Here is a 20,376-nt window from a genome sequence, read left to right as displayed (position 1 = left end):
CGGCTGATTCCTGCCTCACTTGTCCCCGGTGAGCGTGTACGTACGGTCGCTGTCGGGTATCTCGGTCGCGTCGCCGGGGGCCACCAGGGCGAGCCGGACGTGCTCCGCGAACGACTCCGCGTAGGCGACGCGTTGGGCGTCCGCCGCGGACAGCGCGAAGGTGATCGGCACACCGTCCTGCTCGCGCTGCCGGGTGCGTTCGTCGTCGTCGCCCTCCTTGAAGGGGGTGAGCTTCCCGACGTCGATGACCTTGGCGTCGCTCACGATGACCTTCGACTGGTTGGGCCCGCGGCCCTTGCCGCCGCTCTGCTGCTCGCCTTCGAAGGTGGCGAAGATGTTGACCCTGCTGCCCGGATCGATCTTGCCCGCGACACCCGTCTCCGCGTCGATCATGATGGCGATCTCCTGCTCGCCCGGCCGGAGTTCGGGGCGCTCGGACATCATGTCCGTCTGCAGCAGCGACCCCTTGCGCAGCTTGCCGGTGGCGACCTTGCCGCGTACGTCGTCGAGGTCGGTGACCGCCGTCTTGGGCAGCCACCGCTCGGGCATGGCGACCTTGTCGAACTCGGCGCTGCTCAGGGAGGTGTACGCGGGGACGTCCGACTTGAGCTTGTAGGCGGTCGTCTCGGGACCGACCTTCGATTCCACGTCACGTATGAACGCCAGCACGCCGGCGAACGCCGCAAGCGCGCACAGGACGGAGACGATCAGCAGGATGACGCCACGGCGCTGGCGTGAATTCATGGACTAGAGACCTCGGGGATCGGCGACGACGGCGTGACGGGGGTGCGGGGAGGAGGGACGGGCGGCGGGTGCGCGACGGTAACCGCCGAGACCGGTGCCTCCACGGCCCGCGGTGGTGGTGCGGGTGGCGGCCTCCGTGCGGGGAGCCACCAGGGGTCCCGGCGCCCGGCGCAGTGCGGGAGCGGGCCCGTACGAGGCGGGTGCGGCGCAGAACGCGCAGCGGTCCCCGATGAGTTCGAGACCGCACCAGTGGCATTCGTCGCGCCGCACGGAGGAGACCAGCTGGTAGAGGACGGAGACGTCCGGGATGGCGGCGGCGAACTCGATGAGCTTTCCGGTGCCCCACCAACGGGCCGACTCCTCGGGCAGATGCGCCTCCTGCACTCCGCGGACGTTCCACTGGCCGGCCAGCGTGCCGCTCACCCACTCGGAGCTGAGGTTGCCGCGGGCGACCGTGAGATGCGTGGGGAACTGCGGGCCTGCCAGGCTCGCTTCACTTCCGCCGCCGGTGCCGGACCCCGTCCCGCCGTTCGCGTCGAGCCGCACCAGTTGCGCTGTGGGGGCGGCGAGAACGGCGAACTGGGCCTTGGACATCCAGGACTTGGCGTGGGCCGTGAGCGGAACGGGTACGTGGTCGAGCTTGGCGACGGAGTTGAGCAGTGCACCCGCGTAGACATAGTGAGCGAGCAGCCGCGCGGCCGCACCCAGCACGCCCGGGCTGAACTCGCACAGCGACAGCTGCCTCAACTGCCGTACGAGCACGCCCGTTCCGAGCGGCGGCAGCCGCGTCGGAAGCAGGGCGATCCGGTCGGACTCCAGTACCGAGCGGATGGTGTGCAACCGGTGCAGGAACGGCCTGTCCAGCGTCGCCGGATGCACCACGACGATGTGGCCGTGCTGCTCGATCAGGCTCTGCGTCTCGGCGAGCGCCTGCTCCAGCGGCTGGTCTCCCGGCGGGCGGAAGACGTGCGCCCGGGGTGTGTGCCGGTCGGGCGGAGGCAGCATGTGATCGTGGCTGGTGACTGCCAGCGCAGTTGGCATCCCGCCCTCCCGCCCCCGGATTCCGTGCCGGGCCGACGACACCCGGGTAATCGACCGTCATGCTGATCTGACGACATCACACCTTACGGCGGAGCTCCGGCGGCCGACACCTCGTCACGGCATCCCGGCCGGTCCCGCTCCCCCTGCCATACCCCGGCCCGGGAGCGCGTCAATCAGGATCGGACGTCCCGCCTCCCGCGACGGCCGCGGCAGAACGCACCGGCCCCGGACGCCAGGACGCCCCCGCCCCGGTGGGGCGAGGGCGTCGCCGGAGGGTCCGCCCGGCTGGTGAGCGGGGTGAGTTGCGGCTCACCAGGGAAGCTCACGCACCTGCTGCACGCACAGCACGATGAAGAGCATCCCCGAGAGGAAGAGCATCACGTTGCTCAGGATGCCGTTCCGCCATTCCTGAGGCGTACGGCTGGAGTTGAGCAGCCAGATGAGCGTCAGCGCGAGGAACGGCATGAAGAACGCGCCGAGCACCCCGTAGGCGACGACCAGCCCGAAGGGCTGCTCCAGCCACAGCAGCGTCATCGGCGGGAACGTCAGCCAGAGCAGGTAGGCGCGGAAGGGCACGGAGCGCTCCCGGCTGCCGCGGGCCACGGCCACCACCGCCTCGTCGTCGCCCCCGCTGCCCTTCCGGGCCGCCCGGAGACGTTCGACGAAGTCGGCGAACATCAGGCTCACGCCGTGCCACACGCCGATCAGCGAGGTGAAGGAGGTGGCGAAGAAGCCGATGAGGAAGAGCTTCGCGGTGAAGCCGCCGAACCGGTCCTCCAGGACCTTGCCCAGGTCGGCGAGGCCCTTGTCGCCCTCGGCGATGGCCACCTGCGAGGCGTGCAGCAGCTCGGCTCCGACGATCAGCATCGCGACGACGAAGATGCCCGTGGTGACGTACGCGACCCGGTTGTCGAGCCGCATCATCTTCATCCAGCTGCTGTCGCTCCACCCCTTCGCGTTCACCCAGTACCCGTACGCGGCCATGGTGATCGTGCCGCCGACGCCGCCGATCAGGCCGAGGGTGTAGAGCAGGGACCCGTCGGGGAGCACGGGGAGCAGTCCGGCGAAACTGGCGCCGACGTCCGGCGATACGCGGACGGCGACGTACACGACGACCACGAACATGACGCCGATGAGCACCGTCATGACCTTCTCGAAGACGGCGTACCGGTTGAACCAGACGAAGACGAGCCCGACGAGCCCGGTGATGATCGCCCATGCCTTGAGGTCGAGCACGCCGGGGAAGAGGGCGTCCAGCGGGAGTCCGGAGGAGGACATGGCCGTGCCGCCGTACACGAACCCCCAGACGACGACGTAGATCGCGAAGTAGACCGTGGTCCAGGAGCCGAGCGAGCGCCACCCGTCGAAGATCGTCCGGCCGGTCGCCAGGTGCCATCGGCCCGTCGCCTCCGCCAGAGCGATCTTGACGACGCAGCCGATGACGGCGGCCCACATCAGCGTGTAGCCGAACTTGCTTCCGGCGATGAGCGTGGCGACCAGGTCGCCCGCGCCGACACCGGTCGCCGCGACGACGATGCCCGGCCCCACCAGCTTCCAGCTGGCCTTCCGTACGGGAGGTGCGGCCGGGGTGGCCGCCCCGCTGTGCGTGCTGTCTTCCGTTGCCATCCCCTACCGCCTCTGCACTCGTCCCCTGTCAGGTGCTGCCCGGCGAATCCAATCCCCCGATGGACGATCAGCACAAGGGCTCGTACGGCTGCCGGAAGCCTTGACAACCGCATTGGTCTGGACCATGTTGTCTGCGACGCGACGGGCCCGGCGCGCCATGCTCCGCACCGCTTCTCCCATCTCCCCCCACCACGGAGGCAGTTGTGGCACGCGCAAAGACCCGATCCCCCTTCCGCAGCAGCTCGCGCACGCTCGGCACCGTCACAGCAACGGCACTGACAATCTGCGGACTGCTCACAGGCACCGCGGCCGCCGCCGAGGCACCCGCCGCGGCCGGCACCGCGACAACCGCTTCGGCGGAGCCGGCGGTAGGCGCCTCGGCCGTACCGGCACACGCGGTGACCGGCTACTGGCAGAACTTCGACAACGGGGCGGCGAAACAGAAGCTCTCGGACGTACCGGACGACTACGACATCATCGCCGTCTCCTTCGCGGACGCCACCGGCACTCCCGGCCAGGTCGACTTCACCCTCGATCCGGCCACCGGCTACGGCTCCGAGGACGAGTTCAAGGCGGACATCGAGGCGAAGCACGCCGCGGGCAAGTCCGTGATCGTCTCGGTCGGGGGCGAGAAGGGCGCCGTCAGCGTCGCGGACGACGCCTCGGCCACCGCCTTCGCGGACAGCGTCGTCGGCCTCATGGACGAGTACGGCTTCGACGGTGTCGACATCGACCTGGAGAACGGCCTCAACTCCACGTACATGACGAAGGCGCTGGACAGTATCCACAGCCGGAAGAACGACGTCGTGGTGACGATGGCGCCGCAGACCATCGACATGCAGTCCACGTCGACCGAGTACTTCAAGACGGCGCTCAACATCAAGGACTACCTGACCGTCGTCAACATGCAGTACTACAACAGCGGTTCGATGAACGGCTGCGACGGAAAGGTCTACTCCCAGGGCTCCGTCGACTTCCTCACCGCACTCGCGTGCATCCAACTGGAGGGCGGACTCGACGCCTCCCAGGTCGGCCTCGGCACCCCGGCGTCCCCCAGCGCGGCGGGGTCCGGCTACGTGGAGCCCGGCGTCGTGACGGCGGCCGTCGACTGCCTGACCAAGGGCAGCAACTGCGGCAGCTTCAAGCCCGCCGAGACCTACCCCGGACTGCGGGGCGCGATGACCTGGTCCACCAACTGGGACGCGTCCAACGGCAACAGCTGGTCGGGCACGGTGGGCCCGCACGTCGACGCCCTGGGGTGAGGACGGCACCACGCCACCCGCTGCGGGGCGCCCCCACCGTCCCGTACGCACACGAAGCCCCCGGACAGCGCGTCCGGGGGCTTCGTACGTCACGGCGCCGCCGCGGGCCGGCCATCCGGCTCCGCGGAGCCGAACCCGGTGTCGTGGCACCGCCGCGCCACGACACCGGCCCGCCCAAGCAGGGAGCTCTGCTTACGGCTTGGGCAGCTTGCAGTCGGGCAGGCTCAGGTCGACCTTGTTGCCCGCGGCGATGCAGCTGGTCAGGGTGTGGGTCTGCTGACCGTACGCAGTGCCCTCGTTGACGGTCACCTTGCCGTTCTCGTCAACCTCGCAGGGGTTGTTGAGCGTGCACTCCTGACCGTTCTCGTTACGGGTGTTGTTCACACCGACGATCTTCCCGGAGGCGTCGTCGACGACCGGCGACCCGGACGTACCGCCCTTGGTGTCGCACTCGTCCGTGTAGCGGAGGGAGTCCTTCATCGTCCAGCCGTCCTCGCGCAGCTCGTGCACGAAGCCGTCGAGGGAGCAGCTGTAGGTCTCCTTCCAGTAACCGGAGACGACCGTGATGGCGGTGCCGGCCTCGGGGTGCTCGGCCTGGACCTCCAGCGCGTCGATGCCGGTCTCGTTCTTGATCTCCTCGTACGTGGCGTCGAGTTCGTAGAGCGAGACGTCGGTGTCGGTCATCGTCGCGTAGCTGATCTTGGTGGCGGTCAGCTGGCCCGCTTCGCCGCCGGAGGCGTCGAGGAGGGAGAAGCCGCGCTGCGACGGCTGGTCGACGACGACCTTGCCCGGCTCCGGCATGCCCTCTTCGAGGCAGTGCCCGTTGGAGAGCACGAGGCCGGGGTCCGTGGCCTTGGACTCGGGCATCTTCACGAGCGAGCCCGAGCAGTTGCTGAGCGCGACGGTCCCCGCGAAGTCGGGGGCCGCGGCGGCGGATCCGGAGGACCGGGGGGACTGCTGCTCGGCGGCGGCTGCCGGCGTCGCAGCCGCTCCGGTGACTGCGACGGCCGCGAAGAGCGCCGCGGCCAACGAGCCGACGAGAGGTCGTTTCATGGTGGGGGGTTCCTCTCCTTCACCGAATATCGAAGCGAATATTCGTTGGGGGATGACGCCGTGCATTCTTGGCGCAGGAGAGGTGCCTCCACAAGACCCCACAGGGACCCCAACGGCGCCCCCAGAACCGGAAGATGGGGTTCCGTCCGCTAGACGACCAGACTCACCAGGGCCGCGACCGCGAAGCCCGCAACCGACAGGACGGACTCCAGAACCGTCCAGGACTTCAGGGTGTCCCGTTCCGAGATCCCGAAGTACTGGGAGACGATCCAGAAACCGCCGTCGTTGACGTGCGACGCGAAGATCGAACCCGCCGAGATCGCCATGATGACGAGCGCGGCGTGCGGCTGGGAGAAGTCCCCGGCCGCCAGCAGCGGGGCGACGATGCCCGCGGTGGTGACGATGGCCACCGTCGCCGAGCCCTGCGCGACCCGCAGCACGAGCGAGAGCAGATAGGCCAGCACGATGACCGGCAGCCCCGCGTCGCTGAAGGTGTCGGCCAACGCCTGTGCGACGCCGCTGCCTTCGAGCACCGCGCCGAAGACCCCGCCCGCGCCGACCACCAGCAGGATGTTGCCGATGGGCTTCAGGGAAGCGGTGGAGACGGTCTCCAGGGACTGACGGGACCACCCGTGCTTGAGCCCCAGCTGCCAGTACGCCAGCAGCAGCGCGAGCGTCAGCGCCACGAAGGGGTGGCCGAAGAACTCCAGGACGGAGCGGAGCGTCGAGGGGTCGAGCGCGATGGAGGAGAACGTCGCCATCAGGATGAGCAGCAGGGGCGTACCGATGATGGCGAGTACCACGCTGAGCGAGACGGGCTTCTCCGCTGTCACCCCTGCGGCCTTCTTCTCCGCCTCGACGGCCGCCTTGGACTCCTCGGCGGCCTCGACCATGTCCTGCGGGACCTCGACGAAGAGCCGGTTGCCGATCCACGTCGAGTACGCCCAGGCGGCGACGACGGCCGGGATGCCGGTGACGACGCCCATCATGATGACCCAGCCCAGATCGACCTCGAGCAGCCCGGCGGCCGCCACCGGGCCCGGGTGCGGCGGCAGGAAGGCGTGCGTCATGGACAGGCCGGCCAGCAGCGGCATGGCGTACAGGATGATCGACTTCCCGGACCGCTTCGCCGCCGCGTACACGATCGGGGCGAGGACGAAGATGCCGACGTCGAAGAAGACGGGGATGCCGAAGACGAGGCCCGTCAGGCCCATGGCCAGCGGCGCGCGCTTCTCTCCGAAGAGGGACAGGAGCCGCCGTGAGAGCGCCTCGGCGCCGCCGCTGACCTCGAGTATCGCGCCGAGCATGGTGCCGAGGCCGATGATGATGGCGACGTGGCCGAGGATTCCGCCCATCCCCTCCTCGATGAGGGAGACGGCGTCCGACTTCTGCACGGTGCCGAAGAGTTCGGTGACCGAGAGGCCCGATGCGAGGCCCACGGCGATGGAGACGCCCAGCAGCGCCACGAAGGGCTGCAGCCGGACCTTGATGATGAGGAAGAGCAGCAGCAGGATGCCCAGCGCGGCGACGGTCAGCAGACCGCCCGTGCCGCCTATCAGTGCAAGCAGACCGCCTGTGTGCGGGGGCGCCTCATCCGGCGCGGGAGCGGCGAGCAGCATGGTGGACCTCGTGGTTCTCGTGTCGAGTGCGGTAGCCCGCAAGGGCGTTCGGGCATGCGGGGGGTGTGCGCGGCGCCCTGCGGAACGCCGCGGCACGGGGAAAGCGGGAGGCGTAAGGGGGACGGCGGCGCGTCAGCCCAGGACGGCAAGGGCGTCGGCCTCGACGAGCAGTCCCGCGGGCAGGCCCACGTAGACGGTGGTGCGCGCGGCGGGGACCTCGGTGAGGTCCGCGAAGTACTCGTCGTAGACCGCGTTGAACTCGGCGAAGTGCGCGGTGTCGGTGAGATAGACGCGGATCATCACCACGTCCTCCCAGCTCGCGCCGCCCTCCCTGAGGACGGACTCGACGTTGGCGAAGGTCTGCAGGGTCTGCTCGCGCAGTCCCGGACCGACGGGTGCGGGCGCCTGCCCGGGCTCGGCGGGACCGAACCCGACCTGTCCTGCGACCTGCAGGAGGGCGCCCTTGCGCACGCCGTGCGAGAACTTCGCGGGCGGGGTGGTGTGAGTGGCCGGGGTGAGAGCCGTCTTGGCCTGCTTCTCGCTCATGAGTGGGATTCCTTGGGAGGGGTCTTTCCGGAGTACTCGGCGCTGATGGCGTCGGCGGTGCGGCGCACCAGCGGGAGCAGTTCGAGGAGTTCGTCGGCGCTGACGACCACGTTCGGCGCGGAGACCGACATGGCCGCCACAGCACGGCCGTCGGGGCCTCGAACGGGCGCCCCGACGCAGTTGATGGACTCCTCGTGGCCACCGAGGTCGGTGGCCCAGCCCTGTTCCCGCACCCTGGCCAGCTCGTCGAGGAAGGCGGAGGCGTTGGTGAGGGAACGGGCCGTGTAGCGGGGGTAGTCGAGTCTCTCGGCGAGCAGGCGCCGCTCGGGCTCGGGCAGATCGGCGAGGAGCAGCTTGGCGACCGCGGCCACGGTGATCGCCACGGGCTTCCCGATGCGTGAGTACATCCGTACCGGGTAGCGGCTCTCGACCTTGTCGATGTAGAGGACCTCGTCCTCCTCGTGCACCGCGAGGTGGACGGTGTGTCCCGTCCGCGCGTTGAGCTCCACGAGGTGGGGGTGGGCGATCTCCCGTACGTCCAGGTTCTCCACGGCCTGCTGCGCGAGGGCGAAGAGGCGCGCGCCCAGCCGGTAGCGCTGGTCGGGCTGGCGGTGGACCATGCCGTGCTCGTGGAGCGTGCGGAGGAGTCGCAGAGCCGTGGACTTGTGGACGCCGAGCCGCGTCGCGACCTGCTCCAGGTTCGCCGGGCCTTCGGCCAGGAGGGGCAGGATCGTCAGTGCGCGGTCAACGGTCTGGCTCATGATTCGTTCGCCTTCTGTGCGTTCGCGGTGTTCCACCCGGGGCCGAGGCGCAGTCTTCCCCACTCCTCGTCGTCCAGGGCGGCCAGCCGGTCCGCGAGCGGGCGGGCCGGCGGCTCGGCGAGATCGCCCGGCACCGTGAGCGCGGCTGCCGCAGTGAGGTGCCCGTGCCTGAGGCGCTCCCGGACCGGCAGCCCACGCAGCGTCGCGGAGATCACACCGGCGGCGAAGCCGTCCCCCGCGCCGACGGCACCGACGACGTCGACGCGCAGAGCGGGCACGGAGACGACGACGTCCGTCCCCTCCCCGTCCCGTCGCACGAACGCGGTCGCGCCCTTCTCCCCCTGCTTGACGATCAGCACGCCGGGCTCGGGCGACGCCGCCCTGACCGCCGCGGGACCGCCCGTGACGCCCCATGCCGCCGCCGCCTCGTCCTCGCCGACGAAGACGAGGTCGCAGCCGCGGGCGAGGCCGAGCAGCAGGGCGGGGTCGCGTCCCGCCCGCTCCCACAGGCCGACGCGGTAGTTGACGTCGAACGAGACGAGAGGACGTCCCGCGCGGGGCGCCGTCAGCACGCGCATCAGTTCCAGACAGTCCCCGGAGAGCGCGGCCGTGATGCCGCTGAGGTGCAGCACGCGGGTGTCGTCGAGCGCCCCGACGTCCACGGTGCGGGGCGACATGGCGGAGGCCGCGGAGCCGGAGCGGTAGTACACGACCTCGGCGACGCCGCCCTGCGGAGCGTCCATGGTCGTGGGCCGCTCGCCTTCCGTGCGGAAGTAGATACCGGTGGGACGCACTTGGTCCCGTCCGACGAGTCCGACATCGACACCATGGGCCGCGATCGTCTCCACCAGGTGGTCGCCGAAGCCGTCCGCGCCGACCCGGCTCACCCACCTCACCGTGCACCCCGAACCGGCCAGCGCACAGGCCACGTTGGACTCCGCGCCGCCGATGGCACGGTCGAAGGACGGCACGTCGGCCAGCCTTCCGGGCTGCGACGGCAGGAACGTGACCATGGATTCGCCGAGGCACACGGCATCGGTGCTCGCCACTGTGGGCACCACTTCTCATCGATTGACGGGCATTCGCCGGGATGCTAGACAGCCTTCAGCGAAATACGCAATGCGTATTGCATTCCTTGCAATGAATCGGAGTCGCCATGTCCAGCGCGGACCCGCACGCCGCTCTCGCCGCCCTCGACGAAGAACGCGTCGACCACCGCTTCAAGGGACTGCCGCCCGACGCGTCCGGCACCACCGTCGGAGCTCTCGCCGCGGAAGGCCGCAACCTGTTCACGGGCGGCTTCACCACTCCGGTACTGGCACTCTCCGCGGAGCGTCTGGAACACAACCTCACGCTGATGAAGAGCTACACCGAGCGCCACGGCCTCGCGTTCGCCCCGCACGGCAAGACCTCCATGGCCCCGCAGCTCTTCGCGCGCCAAGTCGCCCACGGCGCCTGGGGGATCACCCTGGCCGTGCCCCATCAGGTCCGTGTGGCGCGGGCGTTCGGTATCCGGCGCATCTTCCTCGGCAACGAAGTCGTCGACCCGGCGGCCCTCGGCTGGCTGTCCCGGGAGCTCGACGCCGACCCGGACTTCCGCTTCATCTGCTACGTCGACTCCACCGAGGGCGTCGCCCAGATGGACAGGGCGCTGCGCGGCGCGGACCGTCCTCTCGACGTCGTCGTCGAACTCGCGGCGGGAGCGGAAGCGCGCACCGGCGTCCGTACGGAGGCCGAGTGCGAGGCGGTCGCCGACGCCGTCGCCGCGACGTCCGCCCTCCGCCTCGTCGGAGTGGCGGGCTACGAGGGCGAAGTACCCGGCGCGAACCCGGCGGCCGTCACCGCGTGGCTCCGCCGGCTCACCGCCCTCGCCGCGGACTTCGACGCCGCGGGCCGCTTCGGGGAGCTGTCCGAGATCGTCGTCAGTGCGGGCGGCAGCGCCTGGTTCGACGCGGTCGCCGAGGTCTTCGAGGACATCCCGCCCCTCTCGAAGCCCGTGCTGAAGCTCCTGCGCTCGGGGGCGTACGTCTCCCACGACGACGGCCAGTACCGCGACAGGACGCCCTTCAACCGGGTCCCCGAAGAGGGCGCCCTGCAGGCGGCGTTCACGCTCTGGACGCAGGTCGTCTCCCGTCCGACCCCCCACCAGGCGTTCCTCAACGCCGGCAAACGCGACGCGGCCTTCGACCTGCACCTTCCCCAGCCCCACACGGTCCGCGGCCCGGACGGAACGACGCGCCCGGCCACCGGCATCACCGTCACGTCTCTCTCCGACCAGCACGCCTGGGTGAGCACGGAGACCGCCACCGGCCTCGCCGTCGGCGACTGGGTGGGCCTGGGGCTCTCCCACCCCTGCACGATCTTCGACAAGTGGCAGCTCATCCCGCAGACGACTGCCGACGGCACGGTCACGGAGTACATCCGCACGTTCTTCTGACCTGACGCCGGAAGGGAAGCCATGAACAGCCTGCTCATCCGCGACGCCACCGTCGTCGACGGCTCCGGCGGACCCGCCCGCCGCGCGGACGTCGCCGTCGAGGAGGGGCGCATCACGTCCGTCGTCCCCGAGGGAAGCGGCCCCCGCCCGGGCGGCGCAGGCCGGACGCTCGACGCCGCGGGCCTCACCCTCGCCCCCGGCTTCATCGACATGCACGCCCACTCCGACCTCGCCCTCCTCCGCGACCCCGACCACTCCGCCAAGGCCGCGCAGGGCGTCACACTCGAAGTCGTCGGCCAGGACGGGCTCTCCTACGCCCCCGTCGACGACCGCACCCTCGCCGAGGTCCGAAGCGCGATCGCCGGGTGGAACGGCCCCGGGGACGACATCGACTTCGACTGGCGCACCGTCGGCGGGTACCTGGACCGGATCGACCGCCAGGGCACAGCCGTCAACGCGGCGTACCTCGTACCGCAGGGCAGCGTCCGCATGCTCGCCGTCGGCTGGGACGACCGTCCGGCGTCCCCGGAGGAGACCGCCACGATGCGGCGCCTCGTCGCCGAGGGCCTCGAACAGGGCGCTGTCGGCATGTCCTCGGGCCTGACCTACACGCCAGGCATGTACGCCTCCGACGCCGAACTGACCGAACTGTGCCGCACAGTGGCGTCGTACGGTGGCTACTACTGCCCGCACCACCGCTCCTACGGCAGGAACGCCCTCCAGGCGTACGGGGAGATGGTCGCTCTCTCCCGGGAGGCGGGCTGCGCTCTCCATCTCGCCCACGCCACGATGAACTTCGGCGTCAACGCGGGCAGGGGACCCGAGCTGACGGCCCTCCTCGACCGGGCACTCGAAGCGGGCGCGGACATCACCCTCGACAGCTATCCGTACACCCCGGGGTGCACGACTCTCGTGGCGATGCTGCCCAGTTGGGCGAGCGTGGGCGGCCCCGAGGCGGTCCTGACGCGCCTGTCCGACGACGGGACCTGCGCACGCATCCGTCACGTCATGGAGGTCGAGGGCGCCGACGGATGCCACGGCGTCCCGATGGACTGGTCGACGATCGAGATCTCCGGCGTCTCCGACCCCGCCCTCTCCGGCTACGTGGGGAGGACCGTGGCCGAGTCGGCGGAGCGGCGCGGCGAGGACGCCTTCACCACCGCGCGCCGCCTGCTGGTCGAGGACCGCCTCGGCACCACGATCCTCCAGCACGTCGGCCACGAGGAGAACGTCCGGCACATCATGCAGCACCGCGTGCACACGGCAGGCAGCGACGGCATCCTGCAGGGCGGCAAACCGCATCCACGGGCGTACGGCACCTTCCCGCAGTATCTCGGGCGGTACGTACGGGAGTTGGGCGTCCTCTCACTGGAGGAGTGCGTCGCCCACCTCACCTCGCGGCCCGCCGCCCGGCTGCGCCTGCCGGACCGCGGCCTCGTCCGCGAGGGCTACCGCGCGGATCTCGTCCTCTTCGACCGGGAGACGGTCGCGCCGGGCTCGACGTACGACAACCCCCGTGTCCTGCCGACCGGGATCCCGTACGTCCTGATCGACGGCCGCTTCGTGATCGAGGACGGCCGGCGCACGGACGTCCTCGCGGGACGGTCCGTCCGGCGGGCACCCTGACCCGGGCCGCCGGCCTTCCGTGCGTCGCTGCTGTTCGGGCAGCGGCCGAAGCGCGGGTGCCGTGCGGGTCCGCGGACGGGAACCGCACGGCCGCGGCCGCCGCCCGCCGGGGGCTACGCGTGCTGGTACGCGACCAGCGAGATCCCCACGTAGTGCACGACGAACGCCGCCAGCGTGAACGAGTGGAAGACCTCGTGGAACCCGAACCAACGCGGTGACGGATTCGGCCGCTTGATGCCGTACACGACTCCCCCGGCGCTGTAGAGCAGCCCGCCGACGACGACGCAGACGAGCACGGCGATGCCCCCTTCCCGCAGGAAGTCGGGCAGGTAGAAGACGGCTGCCCAGCCCATCGCGATGTAGCAGGGCGTGTAGAGCCACCGGGGGGCGCCGACCCAGAAGACGCGGAAGGCGATGCCGAGGACGGCCGCGACCCACACGCCCCACAGCAGCGGAGCACCGCGGCTGCCGGGCAGCAGCAGGATCGTCAGCGGCGTGTAGGTGCCGGCGATGATCAGGAAGATGTTGGCGTGGTCGAGACGCCGCAGCACGGCGTAGGCGCGCGGGCCCCAATTGCCCCGGTGGTAGAGGGCACTTACACCGAAGAGCAGGCAGGCCGTGAGCGTGTAGACCGCGCACGCGACGCGGCCGCGAGTGCTGTCGGCCAGCGCGGTCAGGAAGACGCCCGCTGCGAGCACGGCGGGGAACATGCCGGCGTGGAGCCAGCCGCGCAGCCGCGGCTTGATGTATGCGGGAAGCGCCGCGGCCGCCGAAGTGACGGACGACGCAGCCGATTCGAGAGTGGCAGCGGCGGAACCGCCGGAGTGGTCCGGCTGGTCGCTTCCGTCCGCGCCTGCCGCGAGATCTGCGGAGCTCACAGGTTTCTTCGGCCGGGACGCGTCAGTCATACGGCCCATCGTAGCTACGGGGGCGTAACCGCCAAGACGTCGGCCGAGCGCTTATGCCGGTGGATCGAGTGGCGATGGACACATCCTTTCCATCTGGACATGCAGCCGATACGCTCGCATGCTCAGAGGAGCAAGGGTGACACCGGATGAGCGAGCCGCACGCACGCACCAGCACAGCAGCACCCGCCACGAACGCATCCGGGTCGCGGCCCCCAAGGGGCAGAAGAGACGAGTCAGACCACAAGCGGATCCATGTGCACGGTCCGCACGAACCCTCAAAGTCTGGAGAGATCGTGGCGCGCAGTTCTGCGGCTCCCGTCATCAACACCGTTCCGACCCGGCACCAGGAGCTGGTCTCCTGGGTCGAGGAGATCGCCGCCCTGACCGAACCCGACCGGATCGTCTGGTGCAACGGCTCCGAATCCGAGTACGAGCGTCTGTGCGAAGAGCTCGTGGAGAAGGGCACGTTCACCAAGCTCGATCCGGTGAAACGGCCGCACTCGTACCACGCCGCCTCCGACCCGAGCGACGTCGCCCGCGTGGAGGACCGCACGTTCATCTGCTCCGAGAAGGAGGAGGACGCCGGGCCGACCAACCACTGGAAGGCCCCCGCCGAGATGCGGACCGTCTTCCAGGGCGAGAACGGGGAGGGGGGACTCTTCCGGGGCTGCATGCGCGGCCGCACGATGTACGTCGTCCCCTTCTGCATGGGCCCGCTCGGTTCCCCGCTCTCCGCGCTGGGCGTCGAGATCACCGACTCCGCATACGTCGCCGTCGCCATGCGCACCATGACCCGCATGGGACAGCCCGTCCTCGACGAACTCGGCGAGGACGGCTTCTTCGTCAAGGCCGTGCACAGCGTCGGCGCCCCGCTGGCGCCCGGCGAGCAGGACGTGCCCTGGCCCTGCAACACCACCAAGTACATCTCCCACTTCCCCGAGACCCGCGAGATCTGGTCCTACGGCTCGGGCTACGGCGGCAACGCCCTGCTGGGCAAGAAGTGCTACGCCCTGCGCATCGCCTCCGTCATGGCACGCGACGAGGGCTGGCTCGCCGAGCACATGCTCGTACTGAAGCTGACGCCGCCGCGCGGTGAGGCCAAGTACGTCGCCGCCGCCTTCCCTTCGGCCTGCGGCAAGACGAACCTCGCCATGCTGGAGCCGACCATCAAGGGCTGGACGGTCGAGACGATCGGCGACGACATCGCCTGGATGCGCTTCGGCGAGGACGGGCGCCTCTACGCCATCAACCCCGAGGCGGGCTTCTTCGGCGTCGCCCCCGGCACCGGCGAACACACCAACGCCAACGCGATGAAGACCCTCTGGGGCAACTCGGTCTTCACGAACGTCGCCCTCACCGACGACGGCGACGTGTGGTGGGAGGGCATGACCGAGGAGACGCCCGCCCACCTGACGGACTGGAAGGGCAACGACTGGACGCCCGAGTCCGGGACCCCGGCGGCACACCCCAACGCCCGCTTCACCGTCCCCGCCGGCCAGTGCCCGATCATCGCGCCGGAGTGGGAGGACCCGCGGGGTGTGCCCATCTCGGCGATCCTCTTCGGCGGACGGCGCGCGTCGGCCGTCCCGCTCGTGACGGAGTCCTTCAGCTGGCAGCACGGCGTCTTCCTGGGCGCGAACGTGGCCAGCGAGAAGACGGCCGCCGCCGAGGGCAAGGTCGGCGAGCTCCGCCGCGACCCCTTCGCGATGCTGCCCTTCTGCGGCTACAACATGGGCGACTACTTCGCCCACTGGGTGAAGGTCGGGGAGAACGCCGACCAGGCCAAGCTGCCGAAGATCTACTACGTCAACTGGTTCAAGAAGGACGAGGACGGCAAGTTCGTCTGGCCGGGCTTCGGCGAGAACAGCCGCGTCCTGAAGTGGATCGTGCAGCGGCTCAACGGCGAGGCGGAGGGCGTCGAGACGCCCATCGGCGTGCTGCCGACGAAGGAGTCCCTGGACAGGGAGGGTCTCGAACTCTCCGACGAGGAACTGGACTTCGTCCTGAAGGTGGACAGGGACGTGTGGCGCGAGGAGGCGGCGCTCGTCCCCGAGCACCTCAACACCTTCGGTGACCACACCCCGAAGGAGCTGTGGGACGAGTACCGCGCTCTGGTCGAACGTCTCGGCTGACGCCCGGACTTGTCGCCCTCACCGGGCCCGCGTCGCACGCGGGCCCGGTGAGGGCTTTCCGCTGCGCGGGGTACGGGATCGGGTCGCGGCCGGCCGGGCGCGACCGGCCCGGATTCACGGACCCGGCGGGTCAGGCAGCCGTGAGCCCGAGCGCCGAGGCGTGCCTGTCCCGGCACTCGGTGGCCAGCCGGACGGCCTCGTCGTCGTCCCGGTACGTGGCGATGACGACCGCGTGGCCCGCCAGCGTGTGAGCGCGGTGGTGGAGCGAGTCGATGTGTTCGGGGTCGGCCACGCGCACGGACGGGGCCGCGCGGAGCGGGGCGGCGCCGTCACGGAGGCGGGTGACCTGTTCGGCCAGCTCGGCCCCCGCCTCGTCCAGTTCCGGGCTCGGAGTGAGGGCGCGCAGCTCGTCCGTCACCGTGAGCAGGGCCGTGAGGTGACCGGCCAGCCGGATCTGCAATTCCTCGGCCCGCGTGCGGTGCGGGAAATCCGCGTCGGCAGTCATGGAGTGCACCGACTTGGCGCGGATCGGTTCGTACATGATCGGCCTCCTGGGTGACGTGGCCAGAAAGCTATCCTAACTTGGACCAGGTCTAAAGTTGAGCCATGTACATAAATGCCTGCCGCCCTCCCGGTGGGAAGCCCTCCGTCCAGGGGGAAGCAGCAGGCGGCAGGCGTCGGCGCCGCTGCGAGGAATTCTGCGGGTCGCCGCCGGCCACGGCTCGCCGGGTGACCGCTCGCGAAGACGTCCGCGCCCGGTCCGATCGGTCGCGGTCGCCGGAATCGCCCGTTCACCTGGACGGTTCGCCCGCCGAGATGGCCGAAGGTCCCCTTGTCGAAAGTCCGCTCCGTGGGCCGCGGCCGGCCGTCAGCCGCAGACACGGTTGCACGCCGCGCGGGCGTGACGGCCGACGTGACGGCCGGAGAGTTCCCGGAGGTTACGGCTGGCCGTAACCGTCCAGGAACGCGCCGATGCGGGTGACCGCGTGCGCCAGCTCATCGACGGGGGGCAGGTTGACGATGCGGAAGTGGTCCGGTTCCGGCCAGTTGAAGCCCGTACCGTGGACGATCATGATCTGTTCGGCCCGCAGCAGGTCGAGCACCATCTCCCGGTCGTCCTTGATCTTGTAGACCTTCGGGTCGAGCCGCGGGAAGGCGTAGATCGCACCCTTCGGCTTCACGCACGTCACGCCGGGGATCTGCGTCAGCAGTTCATGGACGGTGTCGCGCTGTTCCAGAAGCCGCCCGCCCGGCAGGACGAGGTCCTGGATGGACTGGCGTCCGCCGAGCGCGGCAGCCACGGCGTGCTGCGCGGGCATGTTCGCGCACAGCCGCATGTTGGCGAGGATCGTGAGGCCTTCGATGTAGCTCTGGGCGTGGTGCTTCGGGCCGCACACGGCCATCCAGCCGCTGCGGTAACCGGCCACGCGGTACGCCTTCGACAGACCGTTGAAGGTGACGGTGAGCAGGTCGGGGGCGACGACCGTGGTCGGCGTGTGCGTCGCACCGTCGTAGAGGATCTTGTCGTAGATCTCGTCGGAGTAGACGATCAGGTCGTGCCGGCGCGCGATGTCCGTGAGACCGCGCAGCATCTCCTCGTCGTAGACGGCACCCGTGGGGTTGTTCGGGTTGATGACGACGAGCGCCTTCGTACGGTCGGTGACCTTCCGCTCGACGTCGGCGAGGTCCGGCATCCAGTCGGACTGTTCGTCGCAGCGGTAGTGCACGGCCGTGCCGCCGGACAGTGAGACGGATGCCGTCCACAGCGGATAGTCCGGGGCGGGCACGAGCACCTCGTCACCGTCGTCGAGCAGGGCCTGCATCGACATCTGGATCAGCTCGGAGACGCCGTTGCCGAGGTAGATGTCCTCGACGGAGAGTTCGACCCCCTGCGTCTGGTAGTGCTGCATCACCGCGCGCCGTGCGGAGAGGAGCCCCTTCGCGTCGCCGTAGCCGTGGGCCTCCCCGACGTTGCGGAGCATGTCCTCGAGGATCTCGGGCGGGCACTCGAAGCCGAAGGCCGCGGGGTTGCCGGTGTTGAGCTTGAGGATGCGGTGACCTGCCGCCTCCAGCCGCGTCGCCTCCTCAAGAACCGGACCGCGGATCTCGTAACAGACGTTGGCGAGCTTCGTCGACTGGATCACCTGCATATCGCCACCTTACGGGCGGGTCCCGCGCGACGCCTCGTGTTATTGCTCACCTTGCGCACAGGGACGGGCCGCGCGGGCGGGACGAAGCGGGCAGTGGACCGGTGCGGCCGGAGCCCGGCCGCACCGGGAGCACCGCCTGCGGACCCCGCCTGCGGACCCCGCCTGCGGACCCCGCCTGCACCGGGCCGCGGCGAAGCCGTGGTGACCGCTCCCGTCCGGACCCGCGCAGACCACGGAACCGACGCCTCCTGTCCGCACCGCATCGAGGCCGGGCGTCGCCCCCGTCGCGCGCTTCCGCGGCTTCTCCGCCGGGGAGCGTGCCCACGCGCCCGGCCGCCGGGAACGGGGGCTCAGCTCCGCAGTGCCCGCTCCAGCACCGCGTGGTCGGAAGTCGGGGCGTCACAGGTGAAGTTGCGGCAGACGTACGCCGTCGGCCTGCCCTCCAGCAGCGGACGGTCCCGTAGCAGCGGAACGTCCAGCGCCGCGGACGAGTCGGGCTCGCCGAGCGCGACGACCGCGCCGGGGGCCGTCGCCAGCAGGGCGGTTCGGTGCAGCGTCCCGGTGACGGCGTCCGTACTCGGCCCGACGACCGCCACCTCGCGGGGACCGTCGAGGGCGGCCTCCGCCGCGGCGAGACCCCAGCCGATGAAGCGGGGCGCGCGGTGCGCCAGCGCCCGGACGATGCCCAACGCCCGCTCCGCGGCCTCCCGGTGGCGGCTGCTGCCCGTGAAGGCGGCGTAGGAGAGCAGGGCCTGAGCGGCGGCCGTCCAGCCCGAAGGGGTCGCGCTGTCGGTGGGGTCCTGGGGGCGGCGGATGAGGGCCTCGGCGTCGTCGGCGGTGTCGTAGAGCGTGCCGTCGGGCGCGGTGAAGTGGAGGAGCACGGTCTCCAGCAGAACGCCCGCACGCTCCAGCCAGCCCGCCTCGCCCGTCACGGAGTAGAGGCTCATCAGGCCCTCGGCGACGTCGGCGTAGTCCTCCAGGACTCCTGCGCTGGGGCCGGCGGTGCCGTCGCGCGAGGTGCGGACGAGGCGGCCGCCCCCGTTCATGTGCAGGTCCGTGAGCAGGCGGGCCGCGGTGGTGGCGGCCTCGACGAGGTCGGGGCGGTCGAAGTAGGCGCCGGTCTCCGCGAGGGCGGCGACGGCCAGACCGTTCCAGGCGGCCACGACCTTGTCGTCGCGCTCGGGGCGGGGCCGCTGTTCCCGGGCGCTCAGCAGCCGCTCCCGTACGGAGGCGGCGCGCCCGGCGTCGGCGTCCGTACGGGCTTCGGCGCGGCTGCCGGAATCGCTGCCGGAGTGGCCGTCACCGGCGGGGAGCCGGAGCACCGACGCGCCTTCCTCGAAGGTGCCCTCCTGCGTGACCCCGTACCGTTCCGCGGCCCACTGTGCGTCCTGTTCCCCGAGCACCTCGGTCAACTGGGCGGGCGTCCACACGTAGTAGGCGCCCTCGCGGTGACTGCCGTTCCCGTCGTCGCTGTCGGCGTCCAGGGCGGAGGCGAAACCGCCCTGGGCGGTGCCCAGTTCGCGCACCATGAAATCGGCGGTCCCCAGGGCGACGCGGCGGGTCAGGTCCGAGCCGGTGGCGCGCCAGGCATGGGCGTAGACGCGGCACAGCAGCGCGTTGTCGTAGAGCATCTTCTCGAAGTGCGGCACGACCCAGCCGGCGTCGACGGAGTAGCGGGCGAAACCGCCGGCGAGCTGGTCGTAGATACCGCCGCGCGCCATCGCCTCGCAGGTGGCCTCGACCATCTCCAGCGCGCCGTCCGCGCCGGTACGTGCGTGGTGCCGGAGCAGGAACTCGAGGGCCATGGACGGCGGGAACTTCGGCGCTCCGCCGAAGCCGCCGCGCGAGGAGTCGAAGTCGCGGGCCAACTCCAGCAGGGCGCTCGCCAGTTCCTCCGGCCCGGGAGGCTGCGGCTGGTCGTAGCGGATACCGCGGGCAGCGAGATCCCGCGCGATCCGCCCGGCCACGTCGGCGACTTCCTCACGCCGGTCGGCCCAAGCCGTGGCGACGCCCTCCAGCACCTGGCGGAACGAGGGCATCCCGTGCCGGGGCGCGGGCGGGAAGTAGGTGCCGAAGTAGAAGGGTTCGCCCTCGGGGTTGAGGAAGACGGTCATGGGCCAGCCGCCCTGGCCGGTGGCTGCCTGCACGGCCTCCATGTAGACCGAGTCGACGTCGGGGCGTTCCTCCCTGTCGACCTTGACGGAGACGAAGTGCTCGTTGAGGTACTCGGCGGTCGTCTCGTCCTCGAAGCTCTCGTGCGCCATGACGTGGCACCAGTGACAGCTGGCGTACCCGACGCTCAGCAGCACCGGCACCCCGCGCCTCCGCGCCTCCGCGAACGCCGCCTCGGACCAGGGCCACCAGTCGACGGGGTTGTCGGCGTGCTGGAGCAGGTAGGGGCTGGTCTCGTCCGCGAGTCGGTTCGCCATCCCTCCATCGTGCACGACGCACCTCCGCGGGGGCGCCCCCGC

Annotated in this window: 16 protein-coding genes; 4 read left to right on the top strand and 12 right to left on the bottom strand. The window is 70.5% G+C overall.

What is annotated here, in order from left to right; translation table 11 throughout:
- Positions 1 to 15: 15 nt before the first annotated feature.
- From cpaB to ACFPA8_RS01620, 3 genes are all read right to left on the bottom strand, one after another.
- Positions 16 to 744: a Flp pilus assembly protein CpaB gene (gene cpaB / locus ACFPA8_RS01630; protein WP_386441066.1), complete on the bottom strand. Its 729-nt coding sequence runs from the start codon at positions 742 to 744 to the stop codon at positions 16 to 18.
- Positions 745 to 747: 3 nt separating this feature from the next.
- The gene (locus ACFPA8_RS01625) at positions 748 to 1,785 is read right to left on the bottom strand and encodes a hypothetical protein (RefSeq protein ID WP_386441064.1); all 1,038 of its coding nucleotides are present in this window, start codon (positions 1,783 to 1,785) and stop codon (positions 748 to 750) included.
- Between the two features lie 309 nt (positions 1,786 to 2,094).
- Complete coding sequence (locus ACFPA8_RS01620) at positions 2,095 to 3,411, bottom strand: Nramp family divalent metal transporter (RefSeq protein ID WP_386441061.1); 1,317 nt, start codon at positions 3,409 to 3,411, stop codon at positions 2,095 to 2,097.
- A gap of 203 nt (positions 3,412 to 3,614) precedes the next feature.
- Between ACFPA8_RS01620 and ACFPA8_RS01615 the strand changes: the two genes are divergently transcribed.
- Complete coding sequence (locus ACFPA8_RS01615; protein ID WP_386441058.1) at positions 3,615 to 4,673, top strand: chitinase; 1,059 nt, start codon at positions 3,615 to 3,617, stop codon at positions 4,671 to 4,673.
- Positions 4,674 to 4,865: 192 nt separating this feature from the next.
- Here ACFPA8_RS01615 and ACFPA8_RS01610 read toward each other — a convergent pair whose 3' ends face one another.
- The 5 genes from ACFPA8_RS01610 to ACFPA8_RS01590 form a co-directional block, all read right to left on the bottom strand.
- Entirely contained in the window at positions 4,866 to 5,726 is an 861-nt protein-coding gene (locus ACFPA8_RS01610; protein WP_386441056.1) for a trypsin-like peptidase domain-containing protein, read from the bottom strand.
- Between the two features lie 149 nt (positions 5,727 to 5,875).
- Positions 5,876 to 7,345, bottom strand: coding sequence for a GntP family permease (locus ACFPA8_RS01605; protein ID WP_386441053.1), 1,470 nt, complete (start codon positions 7,343 to 7,345; stop codon positions 5,876 to 5,878).
- A 132-nt stretch (positions 7,346 to 7,477) separates the two neighbouring features.
- Entirely contained in the window at positions 7,478 to 7,891 is a 414-nt protein-coding gene (locus tag ACFPA8_RS01600; protein ID WP_386441052.1) for a RidA family protein, read from the bottom strand.
- A complete protein-coding gene (locus ACFPA8_RS01595; RefSeq protein WP_386441049.1) occupies positions 7,888 to 8,652 on the bottom strand; it encodes an IclR family transcriptional regulator in 765 nt (254 codons plus the stop codon). The genes ACFPA8_RS01600 and ACFPA8_RS01595 overlap by 4 nt, the downstream gene beginning before the upstream one ends.
- Positions 8,649 to 9,710 carry a sugar kinase gene (locus ACFPA8_RS01590; RefSeq protein WP_386441046.1) on the bottom strand — a complete coding sequence of 354 codons (1,062 nt, stop codon included), beginning with the start codon at positions 9,708 to 9,710 and terminating at the stop codon, positions 8,649 to 8,651. Before ACFPA8_RS01590 ends, ACFPA8_RS01595 begins: the two co-directional genes overlap by 4 nt.
- A 98-nt stretch (positions 9,711 to 9,808) precedes the next feature.
- Here ACFPA8_RS01590 and ACFPA8_RS01585 point away from each other — a divergent pair, with 98 nt between their 5' ends.
- Together ACFPA8_RS01585 and ACFPA8_RS01580 are read left to right on the top strand one after the other, a co-directional pair.
- Positions 9,809 to 11,089: an amino acid deaminase gene (locus ACFPA8_RS01585; protein WP_386441043.1), complete on the top strand. Its 1,281-nt coding sequence runs from the start codon at positions 9,809 to 9,811 to the stop codon at positions 11,087 to 11,089.
- A 21-nt stretch (positions 11,090 to 11,110) separates the two neighbouring features.
- Positions 11,111 to 12,715 (top strand): N-acyl-D-amino-acid deacylase family protein, encoded by a 1,605-nt coding sequence (locus tag ACFPA8_RS01580; RefSeq protein WP_386441041.1) that lies wholly within the window; start codon positions 11,111 to 11,113, stop codon positions 12,713 to 12,715.
- Positions 12,716 to 12,828: 113 nt separating this feature from the next.
- Here ACFPA8_RS01580 and trhA read toward each other — a convergent pair whose 3' ends face one another.
- Positions 12,829 to 13,623, bottom strand: coding sequence for a PAQR family membrane homeostasis protein TrhA (gene trhA / locus ACFPA8_RS01575; RefSeq protein ID WP_386441038.1), 795 nt, complete (start codon positions 13,621 to 13,623; stop codon positions 12,829 to 12,831).
- A gap of 293 nt (positions 13,624 to 13,916) precedes the next feature.
- Between trhA and ACFPA8_RS01570 the strand changes: the two genes are divergently transcribed.
- Entirely contained in the window at positions 13,917 to 15,755 is a 1,839-nt protein-coding gene (locus ACFPA8_RS01570; RefSeq protein ID WP_386441035.1) for a phosphoenolpyruvate carboxykinase (GTP), read from the top strand.
- A 130-nt stretch (positions 15,756 to 15,885) separates the two neighbouring features.
- Here ACFPA8_RS01570 and ACFPA8_RS01565 read toward each other — a convergent pair whose 3' ends face one another.
- From ACFPA8_RS01565 to ACFPA8_RS01555, 3 genes are all read right to left on the bottom strand, one after another.
- Entirely contained in the window at positions 15,886 to 16,296 is a 411-nt protein-coding gene (locus tag ACFPA8_RS01565) for an SCO4983 family protein (RefSeq protein WP_386441032.1), read from the bottom strand.
- Between the two features lie 397 nt (positions 16,297 to 16,693).
- Positions 16,694 to 17,905 (bottom strand): pyridoxal phosphate-dependent aminotransferase, encoded by a 1,212-nt coding sequence (locus ACFPA8_RS01560; protein WP_386441029.1) that lies wholly within the window; start codon positions 17,903 to 17,905, stop codon positions 16,694 to 16,696.
- Positions 17,906 to 18,255: 350 nt separating this feature from the next.
- A complete protein-coding gene (locus tag ACFPA8_RS01555) occupies positions 18,256 to 20,334 on the bottom strand; it encodes a thioredoxin domain-containing protein (protein WP_386441026.1) in 2,079 nt (692 codons plus the stop codon).
- Positions 20,335 to 20,376 lie beyond the last annotated feature (42 nt).

This window comes from Streptomyces ovatisporus, from assembly GCF_042653885.1.
GTDB lineage: Bacteria > Actinomycetota > Actinomycetes > Streptomycetales > Streptomycetaceae > Streptomyces > Streptomyces ovatisporus.
Note: the sequence above shows the minus strand (reverse complement) of the source record. Positions and strands in the feature narration are given on the sequence as shown.

Coding starts and splice junctions, on each gene's coding strand:
- cpaB (WP_386441066.1), bottom strand. CDS start 744: ATGAATTCACGCCAGCGCCGTGGCGTCATCCTGCTGATCGTCTCCGTC.
- ACFPA8_RS01625 (WP_386441064.1), bottom strand. CDS start 1,785: ATGCCAACTGCGCTGGCAGTCACCAGCCACGATCACATGCTGCCTCCG.
- ACFPA8_RS01620 (WP_386441061.1), bottom strand. CDS start 3,411: ATGGCAACGGAAGACAGCACGCACAGCGGGGCGGCCACCCCGGCCGCA.
- ACFPA8_RS01610 (WP_386441056.1), bottom strand. CDS start 5,726: ATGAAACGACCTCTCGTCGGCTCGTTGGCCGCGGCGCTCTTCGCGGCC.
- ACFPA8_RS01605 (WP_386441053.1), bottom strand. CDS start 7,345: ATGCTGCTCGCCGCTCCCGCGCCGGATGAGGCGCCCCCGCACACAGGC.
- ACFPA8_RS01600 (WP_386441052.1), bottom strand. CDS start 7,891: ATGAGCGAGAAGCAGGCCAAGACGGCTCTCACCCCGGCCACTCACACC.
- ACFPA8_RS01595 (WP_386441049.1), bottom strand. CDS start 8,652: ATGAGCCAGACCGTTGACCGCGCACTGACGATCCTGCCCCTCCTGGCC.
- ACFPA8_RS01585 (WP_386441043.1), top strand. CDS start 9,809: ATGTCCAGCGCGGACCCGCACGCCGCTCTCGCCGCCCTCGACGAAGAA.
- ACFPA8_RS01580 (WP_386441041.1), top strand. CDS start 11,111: ATGAACAGCCTGCTCATCCGCGACGCCACCGTCGTCGACGGCTCCGGC.
- trhA (WP_386441038.1), bottom strand. CDS start 13,623: ATGACTGACGCGTCCCGGCCGAAGAAACCTGTGAGCTCCGCAGATCTC.
- ACFPA8_RS01565 (WP_386441032.1), bottom strand. CDS start 16,296: ATGTACGAACCGATCCGCGCCAAGTCGGTGCACTCCATGACTGCCGAC.
- ACFPA8_RS01560 (WP_386441029.1), bottom strand. CDS start 17,905: ATGCAGGTGATCCAGTCGACGAAGCTCGCCAACGTCTGTTACGAGATC.
- ACFPA8_RS01555 (WP_386441026.1), bottom strand. CDS start 20,334: ATGGCGAACCGACTCGCGGACGAGACCAGCCCCTACCTGCTCCAGCAC.